General features: G+C 51.8%; 12 protein-coding genes. 11 read left to right on the plus strand and 1 reads right to left on the minus strand.

Annotation, left to right across the window (positions count from 1 at the left end):
• The 7 genes from AAF564_05100 to AAF564_05130 form a co-directional block, all read left to right on the plus strand.
• Nucleotides 1-850, plus strand: an 850-nt coding sequence (locus AAF564_05100; GenBank protein MEM8484901.1) for a sigma-54 dependent transcriptional regulator, incomplete at its 5' end; no start/stop codon positions are given.
• Nucleotides 829-2,652 (plus strand): serine/threonine-protein kinase, encoded by a 1,824-nt coding sequence (locus AAF564_05105; GenBank protein MEM8484902.1) that lies wholly within the window; start codon nt 829-831, stop codon nt 2,650-2,652. The genes AAF564_05100 and AAF564_05105, both read left to right, overlap by 22 nt.
• 139 nt (nt 2,653-2,791) lie before the next feature.
• Nucleotides 2,792-4,822, plus strand: a complete 2,031-nt coding sequence (locus AAF564_05110) for a kelch repeat-containing protein (GenBank protein MEM8484903.1) — start codon at nt 2,792-2,794, stop codon at nt 4,820-4,822.
• A gap of 3 nt (nt 4,823-4,825) precedes the next feature.
• The gene (locus tag AAF564_05115; protein MEM8484904.1) at nt 4,826-5,641 is read left to right on the plus strand and encodes a hypothetical protein; all 816 of its coding nucleotides are present in this window, start codon (nt 4,826-4,828) and stop codon (nt 5,639-5,641) included.
• Between the two features lie 255 nt (nt 5,642-5,896).
• Complete coding sequence (locus AAF564_05120) at nt 5,897-6,472, plus strand: RNA polymerase sigma-70 factor (GenBank protein MEM8484905.1); 576 nt, start codon at nt 5,897-5,899, stop codon at nt 6,470-6,472.
• Complete coding sequence (locus tag AAF564_05125; GenBank protein ID MEM8484906.1) at nt 6,469-7,542, plus strand: FecR domain-containing protein; 1,074 nt, start codon at nt 6,469-6,471, stop codon at nt 7,540-7,542. The genes AAF564_05120 and AAF564_05125 overlap by 4 nt, the downstream gene beginning before the upstream one ends.
• Nucleotides 7,543-7,644: 102 nt before the next feature.
• On the plus strand, nt 7,645-10,404 hold the full coding sequence (locus tag AAF564_05130) for a carboxypeptidase-like regulatory domain-containing protein (protein ID MEM8484907.1): 2,760 nt from the start codon (nt 7,645-7,647) through the stop codon (nt 10,402-10,404).
• A gap of 15 nt (nt 10,405-10,419) precedes the next feature.
• Here the strand turns inward: AAF564_05130 and AAF564_05135 are convergent, their stop codons facing one another.
• Nucleotides 10,420-10,872, minus strand: coding sequence for an SRPBCC family protein (locus AAF564_05135; protein ID MEM8484908.1), 453 nt, complete (start codon nt 10,870-10,872; stop codon nt 10,420-10,422).
• Between the two features lie 114 nt (nt 10,873-10,986).
• Here AAF564_05135 and AAF564_05140 point away from each other — a divergent pair, with 114 nt between their 5' ends.
• From AAF564_05140 to AAF564_05155, 4 genes are all read left to right on the plus strand, one after another.
• Nucleotides 10,987-11,418, plus strand: coding sequence for a hypothetical protein (locus AAF564_05140; GenBank protein MEM8484909.1), 432 nt, complete (start codon nt 10,987-10,989; stop codon nt 11,416-11,418).
• A gap of 113 nt (nt 11,419-11,531) precedes the next feature.
• The gene (locus AAF564_05145) at nt 11,532-11,942 is read left to right on the plus strand and encodes a hypothetical protein (GenBank protein ID MEM8484910.1); all 411 of its coding nucleotides are present in this window, start codon (nt 11,532-11,534) and stop codon (nt 11,940-11,942) included.
• Between the two features lie 338 nt (nt 11,943-12,280).
• Entirely contained in the window at nt 12,281-13,522 is a 1,242-nt protein-coding gene (locus AAF564_05150) for a T9SS type A sorting domain-containing protein (GenBank protein ID MEM8484911.1), read from the plus strand.
• A gap of 150 nt (nt 13,523-13,672) precedes the next feature.
• On the plus strand, nt 13,673-14,587 hold the full coding sequence (locus tag AAF564_05155; protein ID MEM8484912.1) for a dihydrodipicolinate synthase family protein: 915 nt from the start codon (nt 13,673-13,675) through the stop codon (nt 14,585-14,587).
• The last annotated feature ends 4 nt before the right edge of the window (nt 14,588-14,591 follow it).

Genomic DNA, 14,591 nt, shown 5'->3' on the forward strand with positions numbered 1-14,591 from the left:
GGGGGAGAGCGGCACAGGCAAAGAACTGGTTGCGCGAGCGATTCACTACAATGGGCACCGCAAAGACAAACCCTTTCTCGCACTTTTCTGCGGCTCACTGCCAGACGCATTGCTCGAAAGCGAGCTATTTGGCTACAAAAAAGGAGCTTTCACTGGCGCATCAGCTGACAAACCCGGTTTATTCGAGGCAGCAGATGGCGGCACGCTGTTCCTCGACGAAGTAGCTGACCTGAGTCCGTCCATTCAAACCGCGCTCCTGCGTGTATTGCAAGAAGGAGAAGTAAAACGCATTGGTGAAAACCACGTGCGCCATGTTGATGTCCGTATTATCTCAGCATCCAATAAATTGCTGACCGATTTGGTTGAAGAAGGCGCATTCAGGGAAGACCTCTTTTACAGGCTCAACACCATCACCCTTGTCACACCACCCCTCAGAGAACGAGGTGAAGACATTGTATTGTTAGCACACCATTTTCTAGACAAATATGCCACAGGCACCCGGTCTTATGTAAAAGGATTTGAACAAGAGGCAATTCAAGCCCTGAAATCTTATCACTGGCCTGGCAACGTGCGTGAATTGCAGAATTCCATAGAGCGCGCTGTTGTGCTGGCTACCGGTGAAATGATCAACAGCACTGACCTGAGTTTGCCAGCCCTTTCAGGGCCGCTCGACAAAAAATACCAGCCGACAACCTATGCCGGCAAAACTTTGAAAGCGATCGAAAAAGAAGTTGTTTTGCAAACACTGGAAGAATGTGAGCACAACGTCTCAAAAACGGCGCGTACCCTTGATGTATCGCGTAGCTGGTTACACTACAGGCTAAAGGAATGGGAAATCACAAATCCATAGGTGGTGTCACACCGTTCCTTAAAATCCAGGAAGGCACCTGGGCCGGCGTATTCAAAGCTCATGATGCGTCGCTGGACAGGTACGTCCTGTTGAAAGTGCTACACGACCGCTTCCGGCACAACGCTTCCCTCGTAAGCCAGTTTGAACAGGAAGCCCGTCTGATGGCCAAAGTACAGCACCCCAATGTTGTTCAAATACTCGCGTACGGCGAAGATCAAAACCGGGTATACCTCACAACCGCCTTTATTGAAGGCTTTTCGCTGCAACAAATACTTGCATCCCACGGCAAACTACCCGCACCCGTGGCCTTGCATGTTGTAGCAGACATGGCGCGTGGCCTCCAGGCGGCTCATACCCAGCAAATTTTGCACAGGGATCTCAAGCCGGCCAACGTATTAATCGCCCACGATGGCCAGGTAAAACTGACTGACTTTGGGCTCGCCACCCTCAAGCAAACGGATACAGACACACAAAACCCTGCCCTGGCCGGCACACCGGCGTACCTCGCGCCTGAATGCATAACAGAAGGCCGACCGACGACAAAAAGTGACCTGTTTGCGCTCGGTGCTACCCTTTTTGAAATGCTCGCCGGCAAAGCTGCATTCCGTGGCGCAGATAGCCGCGCCCTTTTTGACAGCCTGTTGCACTATGATCCAGTACCCGCGCTCAGAGCGGATCCCGCGCTACCGGCTGACCTTGTTAATTTGTGCGCCTCCCTACTCGATAAATCACCAGCACAGCGGCCAGCTGATGCAGCTTCCGTTGTAGAGCAAGCGGAAGCGTTAAAAGGATGCTATACCAACTTCGAGGGCCAGAAAACGGTGCAACGGTTCCTGGAAGTGCCTGAGGACTACGTAGCTCCAGCACTGGTAACGCAGGCACCGGAAGCCCCGAATAAATCGACCCCCGGGCCTGCACCTTTTACCTCAAAAACAGCAGATCGAGCCACAGACCGTTTAGCTGAAAGCCGCAAACAAAGCGGTACACCTGGATTCAAATGGGCCGTAATTGCCACTGCCTTACTACTGGCTGGTCTTATCGTTTTTCAAGGATGGAGTGCATTTAATACCTCAACGCCAACGGGTTCTGCGCCAGAAACTTCGCCTCTCCCCCCCATGTCAACTGACACGGAAGTTGTCGACACCAACATCGATGCGCAGCCACTCCCTGAAAATCCAAGGGCGCAACAACCAAATACAGCACAACACAAATCCGAAACGCCGGCAATATTACCGGCACCTGAACCAGTAGAAGATCCTGTTGTCCAATCGGGCAGCGATGCGTCAAGCGTAAAAACAGAAGTATCTTCGCTACAGCCTGTTTTTTTCACTACGGATAGCCTGCTGCAAACTGAAACCGTACCCCCAAAGCCCGGAAACCTGACAGTCCTCTGTACACCGTGGTGCAATGTTTTAATGGATGGCATCAACATAGGCACCGCCCCCCCGGCCATCAGCCATACGACCACACCGGGTTCATATGCATTGGCGCTTGTCAATCCACATTACCCGACCTACTCGCGTCAGGTAACCCTTGCGCCGGGACAACAGGATACGGTTCGGTTGTCTTTCAAAGATTTTGTGGCCTCCGTGGACCTGGAAGTTCTCCCCTGGGCAGAAGTGTTTATCGACTCTGTTGCCTATGGCACATTGCCGCCAAATAAAACCGTTTTACTTGCACCGGGCACCCATTCAATCACGTTGAAAAACGACGAATTGGGGGAATGGCAGGGGGAATTGATTGTGACTGCGGGCGAAAAACGCCGGCAGCCTTATAACTTGCGTGAACTGATCAACAACTAAAATTGGTACGTCCATTGCAAAACATAAAATTCCACCATTTAAGTCGTAATAAGCGACCATTATTTGTACACCTGTGATAGTAAATCGTCACATAACATCTATCGGACGCGTATGCTGCGCCCTGTTGTTAGCCTGCCTCATGGCGACTAATGCATTTGCAGATGATCCACGGTCCTGGCAACGCAGGGCGCCTATCCCTGAAGCACGTTCCGGGGTAAGCGCCGTTGTACTAGACAACCAGGTGTATGTGATAGGTGGCAGAAATGAAGCAGGTCAGATTCTGAACACGGTAAGTCGCTACGATCCAGCAAACGATACGTGGACAACCGTACAGCCCATGACACAAGCCCGCTTCAATGCCGCAGCCGTTGTGCATAACAATAAAATTTACGTAATGGGAGGCCGTGGCAACAGCAGCGCTGTGTTGGACAAAGCAGAAGTATTTGACCCGGTTGCGCAGACCTGGACTGACATCAGTAACCTGCGCGAAAGCCGAGAAGGACTTGCCGCTTTTGTGCAGGACAACACCCTGTATGTAGCTGGAGGCTCCAATGGCAATGCGCAAATCCTGAACACTGTCGAATATTTTGACGAGGCTGGAAATACCTGGCGCGACTTCTCAGCCTGGAATCTCGACGTTGCCCGGGCTTCGTTTTCGGCCCTTACGTTTGCCGATTCTGTCTATACCTTTGGTGGCTTCAGCACTTTCGGCCCGCTCAACCAGGTGCAGCGGTATCACCCGGCAAGTGGTGTTACATCTTTAGCGCCTTTTATGCCGGCACGCGGCGGGTTGACTGCCGCACCGCTTGACGACGCCATCTACGTGATGGGTGGCCGCATGAGTGATAATGATGTAGTTGATATCGTAAACCGGTTTATCCCGGCAGAAAACCGATGGGAGCTCGCGGCACCTCTACTCGAGGCACGGGAAAACGCGGCAGCCGTATTTGCCGACAACCAGCTGTTTGTATTTGGTGGCGAAGATGCTGCGGGGAATATCCTTGCAAGCGTTGAAGCGTTTGATGTCATTGCAGCCCCCATCGCAAACAACGATGCCATCAGTACATTGGAAGACACTGCAGTGGTTGTTGATGTACTGCGCAACGATACAGATCCTGCCGGCAGTCCGCTAAACATCAGCGGGTTTACGCAACCGCTTCAAGGAACGGTGACGCAGGTCGACAACCAGTCGTTCAGGTATGAACCTGCTGATGATTTCAACGGACTGGATCTCTTCTCGTACACCATACAAAACGCCGCAGGTGCAGCTGCACTGGCTACCGTACAAATTACCGTTACCCCCGTAAACGATGCCCCACAGGTACGTACAGATCCGGTTACCGGCATACTCACCGAAACAGCCTACGTTTATGAAATTTCGGCATCTGATGCAGAAGGGGACGCCATCACCATTACCGTTAACCCACTGCCTGACTGGCTGACTTTCCTGGATCGCGGAGATGGTTCAGCAGCGCTCTCTGGCACGCCGGCGCCTGCAGATGCCGGAACAGTGCCAATTGTCCTGACTTTTTCAGATGGACAGGATAATAGCACCCAGAATTTTGACCTGCTGGTGGTGACTGCGCTGCCAGCAATCCCGATTCTCACCTTTCCCGCAAACGAAACTACTGTTGACACTACGCCTGTCGCTTTTACCTGGATAGGGTCAGACAATGCACAGTACCGGTTCCAGCTTGCCAGCAACGAAGCATTCAATGACATTCTCGTAGACTCTACCCTGACATCACCCGAAGTCACCCTTTTTCCACCAGATGGCAGTAAATTCTGGCGAGTTCGCGCCTTTAATGCAGCCGGCACCAGCGACTGGTCAGCTACTTTTTCCTTTGGCTTTGTAAGCACAGTCGGTGTTGATGATGAACTGCCGGCGATCCCCTTTGCCCTTGCGCCAGCCTACCCTAATCCGTTCATCACACAGGTAACCATTCCGTTTCAACTGGAGCTGCCGGCAGACCTTGTTTCTGTTGCCATTTACACCCTCGCCGGACAGGAGATCAGGCAACTGCTACAACACCCACTGCCGGCAGGCAGCCACCAGATATCCTGGGATGGCCTGGATAACCAGGCACGCAGCGTTGCCAGTGGTCGTTATCTCGTTGTGCTCAAAGTCCAGGGTACCCTCCAATCTCAGGTCTTGTTGCTTGTGCGCTGATTGATGAGCCGCCGCATCCGACATATCACCCTTTTGCTGCTTTGCTTTGCCGGCTTCGTTGTAGACGGATTTGTTGTAAACTGCATGGCACAACAGTCAAATGAAGCAGTGATTCGCGATATAAAGGGGGCTTATGAAAGCCTTGATTTCTCGGTTGCAGAAGCAAGGATAGAAGCTGCGCTGGAAGGGTTTGATCGCTTTACCCCCGCAGAACTGGGTGAAATATACACCGTCTACGCGCTGATTCTTTTCACCAGGAATGACCAGGCCGGCACCCGGAAACAACTGGCGCTTGCCCTCCAGGTTAACCCCGCCCTACAGCTTTCCCCACAGGATACACCGCCACAGGTTATTGATATTCTGGATGAACTCATCACCCTCCGGAATACAGCCAGTCCGGCTGAGACCGAGTTGCGGTACCTCGTTATAGAAGACGTGAGACCTGCCGCTGTTATGCGCTCCATGATTCTGCCCGGATGGGGGCAATTGCACAAAAATGAGCGGACAAAAGGAATTGCACTGATGTCGGCTTGGGGCGTTAGCGCTGCCGGCGCATTGCTTTCGCATACGCGCAGACAACAGGCTGAAGAGGACTACCTTGCCGCCTTAACACCTGCTGACATCGAAGACCGGTACAGCACGTTCAACCAATGGCACAAAACCCGTAACAATTTGATCGTGGCGGCTGCCGGCATCTGGGTTTTTAGTTATGTAGATGCTCTACTAAAAAGACCAGCCGCTGGTAAACAATCGCCTGTCCGGTTGACCTACACTCCAGCACCCAACCAGCATAACCTCACCTTGCGTTACAGTTTTTAAAAGTGGTGGGAACAGGTCGTGAACCTTAATAGGGATACCTGCACGCTCAGATCCTTCGCGCGGCTCGGGATGCCATGTGGAGAAACTGCGCAGGCCCTTGTAATTCAACACTCGGCATTCAACACTCGGCAATCAACCCTCGACACCCTGGCGCGCCGTGACGACAGTAACATACAAACCCATCTTAGCCACCGGTAGTCATATCGGGTATTTTGTGTACTATCAAGTAAATAGCCAAGGAACTAGTCCATCCCAATGAGTACGAGCCCTTCATTTGAAGAGTACTGCAAGCGCCTTAACGCCTCCGACCGGAGTGCTTTTGGCGACCTGTTCAGGCTCCTCCGTGCAGAGCTCATCCGGTATGTACACCGCATTGTTAAAGACGAGGCGCTCGCGCACGATCTTATTCAGGATGTATTTATTTCCCTCTGGGGGCTCAGGACCTCCCTGGACCCTTCCCGCTCACTTAAAGCATATATCTATCAGATGGCAAAGAATCGTGCCATACGACATCTGCGAGATGAGCGGATCCATGATGAAAAACACAAAATCATCAAGCAACAATCGTCTAACAAAGTCCCGAAAAGGGAGCAACCAGACGCTATGGTTGATGTGCGTACGCTTTCAACACGATTGAAAGCCTGGATAGAGGAATTGCCGGATAGACAACGGGAAGCCATATTGCTTAGCCGTTTCCAAGGTCTGAGTCATCGCGAAATAGCCGACATTATGGCGATTTCGCCGCGTACAGTGAACAATCACATTATGCGGGCCCTGACCCATTTACAACACCGTATTGAAGCATTTGAACCTTCATTGCTTGAGTTATGAGTACGCCAAGTCATTCATCTTTACCTCCCGAGTTGCAGGATGACCTGCAGCAGAAGACTCCTGATGAGCAGGCGCGCATTAAGCGTGTATGGCAATTGCTTGGGCATCTGGAAGAAGATGACTCCGTCCAGTCAGGCCTTATTCCGGATACAGAAGCTGCCCTGCAAGATATCGAACGTTCCCTGGATTCAGGAGAAAGCACGCCGGCCCCAGTTGGTCTGGGCAAACGCGCACGTCGTGCCCCGGATCGTCAGTCGCTTTCCGGCGCAACAAACCCCAAAGAACGGGCGATGCAATGGACTACGATGAGCGCTGCTGTTACACTGGCGCTCTTTGCCTGCATGATCTGGTTCTGGCGTATACCCGTCGTTGTGCAAGCGCCGCTCGGCGAACAGGTAACAACCGTTCTCCCCGACCAGTCTGTAATCACACTCAACAGCGGTTCACGGATTGAATATGCCCGCCGCTTTGAATCATGGCCATTAATCTCAACAACAAAACGACGCGTTTACCTGCAAGGCGAAGCCTTTTTTGAAGTTGAAGAAATGGATGTCCCGTTTGTTGTAGAGTCATTTAATGCACAGGTCCGCGTGCTTGGCACCAGCTTCAATGTGTGGGCCCGCGAACACGACGCAACCCCTGAAACGCGCGTAGCCCTGAAAACAGGCACCGTGCTCGTTACAAGCCATCAAGACGAAGCCCCTCTTGACACCCTCGCTGCAGCCGGCGACATGGCCCGCGTTGTTACCCGGCCCAACGGCCGCATTGAAACCGTCGCCTCCCGCGTTCCTGTTGAACAGGCAGATGCGTGGCGTTCCAATGGCTTTGCCATTCAGGATTTGTCCATTGCTTCCATTGTTGCCGAAATCGAGCGCAGATATGTCATGGACATTACGCTTGACCCCACCATAGATGCTGAGCACAAACTAAACCTGTTTGTCAAAGACCCGACGCCGGCTGAACTGCTTGAGTCAATCTGCCTGTCGGTACAATGTCAATTCAGAGAAACCAGCAATGGGTTCAGTATTTTCACGCCCCCATCGGGTAATTCCCAGCCCCCAACACCCTAAGCTGGAAACTGTAATCCGTTTTCGGGATACATGCTATACAAGGATTTCCCCGGCAACTTTTAGCCTGGCGGCTTCTCCTTTCTTTGTGTCCTGTTACCGCCTATGATCCCTTTCTTACGATATATCTGCTTTGCTGTACTTTTCCTGGTTTTTGCTGCCGCCCCAGCAGACCAGGTTTTTGCGCAATCAGGAGGCACGTACAGCTTGCTGTTGCGCGGTGTATCGATGGAAGAAGCACTTGAAACCCTGGTGGCACAGACACAGCTCGATCTTGTTGTCTCCAGTGAGCTCATCAAAGACAAGCAGGTTTTTTGCTCAAAAAAAGACGCACAACCAGAAGCCCTGCTGCAGTGCATACTAAGAGACTCCGGCCTGGATTACATCCGCTCCTCTTCTGGGACTTACATTTTGATCGAAGCCATCCAGCAAGCCCCGCTATTTGGCGACCTTGCCGGCAGTATTACAGACCTGGAAACGGGCATGCCGCTGCCTTATGCCAATGTATTACTGGCAGATGGCTCATCGGGTACAACAACAAACCAGGATGGCTTTTTCAGCTTCAAGTCGCTCATATCAGGACTCCAGCGCGTTGTTGTTACCTACGTCGGATATGAAACGACCATGGACAGTATCTGGGTACAACCGGGTGCAAAAAGCCGCATCAACATTGAACTCCAATCCAGCGCGCTGTCTGTTGGCCCCATCGTAATCGATGGCCTCGAGCAGCGCATCCCCTCACAGGACCTCGGCAATCCAACCCTTGATGGCAACAGCATGGTTGGGATGTCGGCCCACGGTACCCCCGATGTTATGCGCGGCGCCAGTAAACTGGCCGGCGTATCTATCCTGCAGCCACTTGCCGGTGTGCAGATTCAAGGCGGGATCAGCAATGAACATGTAACCTTGCTGGACGGCGCACCCGTAAGAGATCCTGTAGCACTGGGCCGCTACCTGGGTGCATTTAGCCCGCTTGCCATTAAGCGCATGACGGTTCACAAAGCCGGCTATGGTGCCCGGTATGGAAGCCATCTAACAGGATTTGTTGCCATTGACCAGGATTTGCACCCAACGGATCGTTACAGCGCCACTTTTATGCTCGACCCGGTTAGTGCAAACGGACAAGTAAAAGGCCGCTTCAACCTTAATGAGGCGCGTGAAGGCTTGTTCATGGTTGCGGCAAGAACGAGCAACTGGAATTTATATCAAGACCGAGGGATCCAGGCGCTACTGGAAAACTGGAGTGGTATTGATCCTTTTCTGACCAGTTTGTGGACGGGAGAATCCGTAGCGCCGACAACCCTCACAACCCATACACAAACACCGCTGATTGCCTTTTCAGATTTACACTTTGCCTCACGCATCAAGCTCTCGCCCTACCAGAATTTGCACGCATCGCTTTATCGGGCCAGCAACCGCATTGCCTCTGACCTCGTTGTCACAAACGACTTACTCCAGGTTGGCAACGACCTTTTTGTGATCACGTCTGACCGGTATAGCTGGCTGAACTGGGCCGGCCAACTCAAACACAGTTGGCTGCTTGGCAATCAGTCAGCCCTTTCAACGCAGATTAAAGGAAGCTGGCATGACTCCCGCTACAGCTACCGCGCATCGAACGACTTTATCGAAGACCAGCCTTCTACGCAACTTGTAGACCTCAAAGCCCTGGATCTCAAAAGCACCCTCGCTGATGCACTCTCCTCTTCGGAACGCAATTTCATACGCGAATTAACCGTCAGCTCGACCCTATCACACAGCTTCTCCCCTTTTCATCATACCGATGTCGGGGTTGAGTTTACCCATGTAGATACAGAGTTTGATTTCCGTAACGCTTTTGTTGCCCCCCTCGTCCATCACATTTCAACAACCAATCTGGCTGCATTTGTGCACAACCAGATTGCGCTGAATGCCTATGCAACCGTTGAACCTGGTGTGCGGCTGACGTATCTGCCCATCCATAAAAAAGCATACCTTGAGCCCCGGCTTGCACTCCGGCTTGATGCAGTTAGTCCCTTGCTCGGCAATTATGCCATCAGGCTTGCCGGGGGTATGTATCGGCAGTACGTGAATCAGTACGACCTCACAAGTTTTGGTACCACATCCGCAGCGCCATCCATTCTGTTTTGGTTGCCGCTGGATGCCTCTCAATCCCCACCACTCGCCTCTCACCTTGCCGTGGAGATGCTGATTACCCCCGGGGTAAAATGGACCATCAGCGCGGAGTCCTTTATCAAATGGCAAGAAGTGCTAACCGTAGACTATGCCGGCTTGCAAGAACTTGAAGGGTCTGAATTGTCTCGCCCGCAAGATCAATTCATAAAACGGGCAGATGGTAGATCTTACGGCGCCAGCCTGCACGCAGCCCGCTCGGGCAACTGGCTTACCCTCAAGGCTGGCTACGACTACATTCTGTCAGAACAGCAATTCCCTAACCGATTCAACGATGAGCGCATCGCCGTCCCCTGGAATACGCCACATCAGGTGCGGCTGGACGCCAGTGCGCAGCTCAGCCCTTCTTTTTCTCTCGAAGCCAATTGGGTTAACCAGTGGGGCAAAAAATGGGCACTTCGGCGCGCCTACTACGATTTCCTGGCTTTCAGGCCTTTACCGCTCTCGCTTACACCGTTTGATTTGACATCGCCGCTGAACGACGAAACACCGCGCTATCAACGCCTTGATCTCGGTGCAACCGTACAAATCTCGTCCAATGCTGTGCGGTCTTCCATCCAGTTTTTCGTGTTGAATGTACTGGACAAGGAAAACGTGTTCGACCAGTTGCTCCAACCTGCAAGCCCCGCTGCACTTACCTCACCCCGGTCGCTACCAGGCCGGCAATTTACGCTTTCCTTCCGCGTAGACTATTAAGCGCCGTTCCCACCGTTAATTAGCCAGCAACTCGCTGAACCGCTCGGTTCTATAGTCAAAAATTCGATCAAGCGTTCGTCGAATAAAAACGGCGTTGGCAATCTGGCCAAAAACAAGAAATGGCGGCTCATAGGTTACTTCATCGGTAAACAGCACACCACCTTCTACTTCTTCTATTTTGTGGAAATGATACCAGAGCTTGTACGGACCAACCCGTTGCTCGTCTACAAAAGAATGGTTTGGTTTGATGTGTTTGATTTCAGAAATCCAGCGCTGGGCGCCAATCACTGGAATGGTTACCCGGTATTCTACGAGTAAACCATTGAACATCTGATCAGGGACATCAGAGATAATCTCAAAAGACAGGTCATCTGGCGTAATGAGATTAAGGTTTTCGGGCCGGCTGATAAAATTCCACGCTTTTTCTAGCGTCGTATCGACCAATAGTTCGCGTTTCAGGGTATACATACGTTCTCAATCTTGCAAGATTTATATAAAGCCGGCACTCCTCGGTCCGATGTCTAAATTATCAGCCCTACCGGTCTCTTTCTTTAACCGCTAAGCATCCGCAGTAACTACCCAATGACCAAACTGATTTTTCAATTCAGTAATGAACTCCGCACCATGGTCGACTTTGGCCTAGTTGTGCTGATCTGGCTGGTACAATTAATCATATATCCGAGCTTCCTCCATAGCCAGCCAGCTACATTTCAGGATTGGCATCAGGTGTACAGCTTCCGTATCTCATTGTTTGTGATCCCACTCATGTTTGCACAGGTTGGCCTGATAGGTTTTCAACTTTTTAATGCCCCGGGATGGCCCGTGTATGCCGCAGCGCTCCTGGTATTGCTGATCTGGATTTCCACATTTACCCAGGCGGTCCCGCTTCATAATCTTATCTCAGCCGGCCAGATTCAACCCGACACCCTCTCTTTACTTGTCAGCCGAAATTGGGTACGCACGGTGCTTTGGACAATCGTTTTTCTACTTGGCTGGGTCCGCACGTCTACCTGACAACCGCAATACCTCAACAAAAGCAAATCTTTTCTACAATCCTTTTGGTGATTTCCCCCAACCTCTCGTCTTGATAGATGTGAGTGCTTAGGCAATTCACATGCTCCATTACAATGACAATTTTATATAGAGGTCTTCCTATGGTCACCCTGATTCCTGCTACCCCCCCATTGCAAACCACAAGTCATCAGAAAGAAGCCATTTGGTACGATAGAGACGGTGTTGGCTGGGATGTCGGCTATGTACTGCAATTTGAAAGATTTCGCAACAAGCTTGCCGGGAGCCTGATATGTGCCTGGGATACAGGGTATGACAAAACCCGCAAGGTCTGGACGGCCATTGACAGTTGCTGGCCGGCAGCAATGGCCCGGTGCGCGAACGCTGAAGATATTCAGATCTGCCTTACGTTTGCGCAGCAAAACAACCTGCACGTAGCCATTCGCGTCAAACCGGCACCCATCGACAGACAGTTTGCCGAAAACGGTGTACTCATTCTCGACACGTCTGCATGCGGAGCCATCTAAGGCATACCGAAAATATGCAGCTTATCCCCTGTACTTTCTTCCCGAGTATGCATTTTTACCCCAAAATAAGCAGATTCTTATCATACTATATGCTAACTTATCGACCCACCTGTGTGCCCCGCCTTGGGGATGTGTGTTAAGAATGCAGTCTATAATAATGATTTGATCGAATGATTGACTGCATTTGATTGACGATCCATTGCACAAGTGCAGCACCACCACTGCCGGCAGAATCAACGGTTTCAATAGCCGCTTAATTACATATTCTTGAGGCTTATCTATCTCGTTGGGCAAGCCTCCCAACGATGTGCCTTAACCAAATTTAGGAGCGAGATAAGATGAGCATCTGTAAGAGCTTAGCGCTTAGCGCTATCTGTTTATTTTTATTGATTGGATTCACTGACCCGGTACTCGCACAATCTGCGGCCTTTGAACTAAGGTCGCCGGCCCCCAATACTGCCGGCAACCGGATTGACATGACCTGCTTCCCCCCCCCGCCACCACCCGGGGGCGAACCGGGTATTGGGCCTCCCCCGCCTTGCCTGTTACCTACTGATTTGGATCCAGACCTGGTAGCACCAAATCCGTCGGGATTTGCCAAGTACCAGGCGCTTTCCAACGGAAAACACCGCATTGTAATAAACCTGGAAGGTCTTGATCCTGATCTAGTCCTCACAGCATGGGTTTCCTACTTCTTTCCGGGAGGCCCCGTTGCGCCGCACCCGATCTTTGATCCCATAGGCCCAGGATTGCCGCCCATTGCCGGCGTTTCTGCGCCCGTTGCCCCTACAACCGCAGCGTTCACCGAAGGACTCGGCCCCGAACCCAACCAGTTCCATATCCGACCCAACGGGAAGTCGCAGTTGATTATAGACCTCGATTACAACCCACTCCTGCCCGGCCAAGGACCTCTGAGGAATGGCATGTCGAACACCATTCAAGCACTTGCACCCGATGGTAGCGATTCAGAACAACCGCTTTGCTGTCCGAATGGCGTGCCCGCCCCTGAATACCAGCCAGTGGGCAGTTCGTATCTGCGCGCATTTGATCTCAATACGGGTTTTCAGGAGCTCGACCACAACGGCCGGCCCGTGCTTATCCGCAGTCCGCGTGCTGTTGATTTCATAGCGCTAGTAATACACACAGACAAAACGACACACGGTATCAATCCCGGCGTACCAATTTTGCCCATACCCGGGCTATCCGCTACTACGGGTGATCACTACCTGCTAGGCATCATTGACATGCGGTCGCTGCATCCTGGCAATGAAGCCGTGTCTGGTGAATTGGCTGGAGATCCGGCACAGCTCAATGATGAATATGCGCTCTCGGGTGTATATCCTAATCCGTTTAATCCAAGCACGACATTCCAATTGCGCGTAAAGGAAACCCAGCACGTCAGGATTGAGGTCTATGACATGCTGGGACGGTTTGTGGCGCAGGTTCATAACGGCGAACTGGGTGGTGAACAGGCGCATCTGTTTACCTTTGACGCCAGTAGCCTTGCCAGTGGACGCTACCTGCTCAGGGCTGTTGGCGAACGTTTTGTTGTAGACCAAAACATTACCCTGATCAAGTAAATTTTCTCGTGTTCGACTTGAGGGGGAGATGCCTGGGCGTCTCCCCCTTTTTTGTACCCATACGATTCTCGACAACATTCACTTGCCAAACTCGTATCCGTCTGATATATTACAGGAATACCAAAACAAACCCTACTTAATGGTCCTGCCATGAAAACTCCCTGGAAAGGTATTTTCCCCGCTGTAACTACCAAATTCACAGCTGATGACAAACTGGATTTCGGCGCCATGCGTCACAATTTCCAGGCACAAATCGAAGCCGGCGTCCACGGCATTATCGTATCTGGTTCCTTGGGCGAGAGCAGTACGCTGACGCCAGAAGAAAAACTGGATGTTCTCAAACTGGCTGTTGATGTAAGCGGTGGCCGCGTGCCAGTTATGACCGGTGTGGCAGCGCGCAGAACAACTGATGCCTGCGCATTTGTAGAGCAAGCCGGCAAGGTAGGCGCTGACGGATTTATGGTCCTTCCACCGATGCTGTATAAATCTGACCGGCGTGAAACGATGCATCACTTCAGAACAGTCGCCAACGCGTCACCCTGCCCGATCATGGTGTACAACAATCCCGTGGCATACGCCGTTGATGTAACCCCCGAAATGTTTGCAGAACTGGCTGATGAACCTAAATTTGTAGCCATCAAAGAATCATCAGACAATGTGCGCCGGATTACAGATCTTTATAATATTGTGGGAGATCGGTATCAGATATTCACCGGTGTCGATAACCTGGCCCTTGAAAGTCTGCTGCTTGGTGCCGTTGGATGGGTTGCTGGCCTGGTTTGCGCTTTCCCGCGTGAAACGGTGGTAATTTACGAACTGGCAATGGCCGGCCGGCTCCAAGAGGCCCGTGCACTGTATCGCTGGTTCAAACCGCTGCTGGATCTGGATGTATCCACAAAACTTGTTCAAAACATAAAAATGGCCGAGGTTATGACCGGCCTGGGCACCGAACGCGTACGCGCACCACGACTGGAGCTGGTTGGCGAAGAACGTGCCCATGTAATCAAGGTGATAGAGGACGCGTTGGCAGTTCGACCCACGCTGCCCGAACCCGTATCCGTTTAGTCCT

Source organism: Bacteroidota bacterium, assembly GCA_039111535.1.
GTDB lineage: Bacteria > Bacteroidota > Rhodothermia > Rhodothermales > JAHQVL01 > JBCCIM01.

What these genes read in the sequence shown, in the direction of transcription:
- AAF564_05105 (MEM8484902.1), top strand. Translation starts at nt 829, where the DNA reads ATGGGAAATCACAAATCCATAGGTGGTGTCACACCGTTCCTTAAAATC.
- AAF564_05110 (MEM8484903.1), top strand. Translation starts at nt 2,792, where the DNA reads ATGGCGACTAATGCATTTGCAGATGATCCACGGTCCTGGCAACGCAGG.
- AAF564_05115 (MEM8484904.1), top strand. Translation starts at nt 4,826, where the DNA reads ATGAGCCGCCGCATCCGACATATCACCCTTTTGCTGCTTTGCTTTGCC.
- AAF564_05120 (MEM8484905.1), top strand. Translation starts at nt 5,897, where the DNA reads ATGAGTACGAGCCCTTCATTTGAAGAGTACTGCAAGCGCCTTAACGCC.
- AAF564_05125 (MEM8484906.1), top strand. Translation starts at nt 6,469, where the DNA reads ATGAGTACGCCAAGTCATTCATCTTTACCTCCCGAGTTGCAGGATGAC.
- AAF564_05130 (MEM8484907.1), top strand. Translation starts at nt 7,645, where the DNA reads ATGATCCCTTTCTTACGATATATCTGCTTTGCTGTACTTTTCCTGGTT.
- AAF564_05135 (MEM8484908.1), bottom strand. Translation starts at nt 10,872, where the DNA reads ATGTATACCCTGAAACGCGAACTATTGGTCGATACGACGCTAGAAAAA.
- AAF564_05140 (MEM8484909.1), top strand. Translation starts at nt 10,987, where the DNA reads ATGACCAAACTGATTTTTCAATTCAGTAATGAACTCCGCACCATGGTC.
- AAF564_05145 (MEM8484910.1), top strand. Translation starts at nt 11,532, where the DNA reads ATGACAATTTTATATAGAGGTCTTCCTATGGTCACCCTGATTCCTGCT.
- AAF564_05150 (MEM8484911.1), top strand. Translation starts at nt 12,281, where the DNA reads ATGAGCATCTGTAAGAGCTTAGCGCTTAGCGCTATCTGTTTATTTTTA.
- AAF564_05155 (MEM8484912.1), top strand. Translation starts at nt 13,673, where the DNA reads ATGAAAACTCCCTGGAAAGGTATTTTCCCCGCTGTAACTACCAAATTC.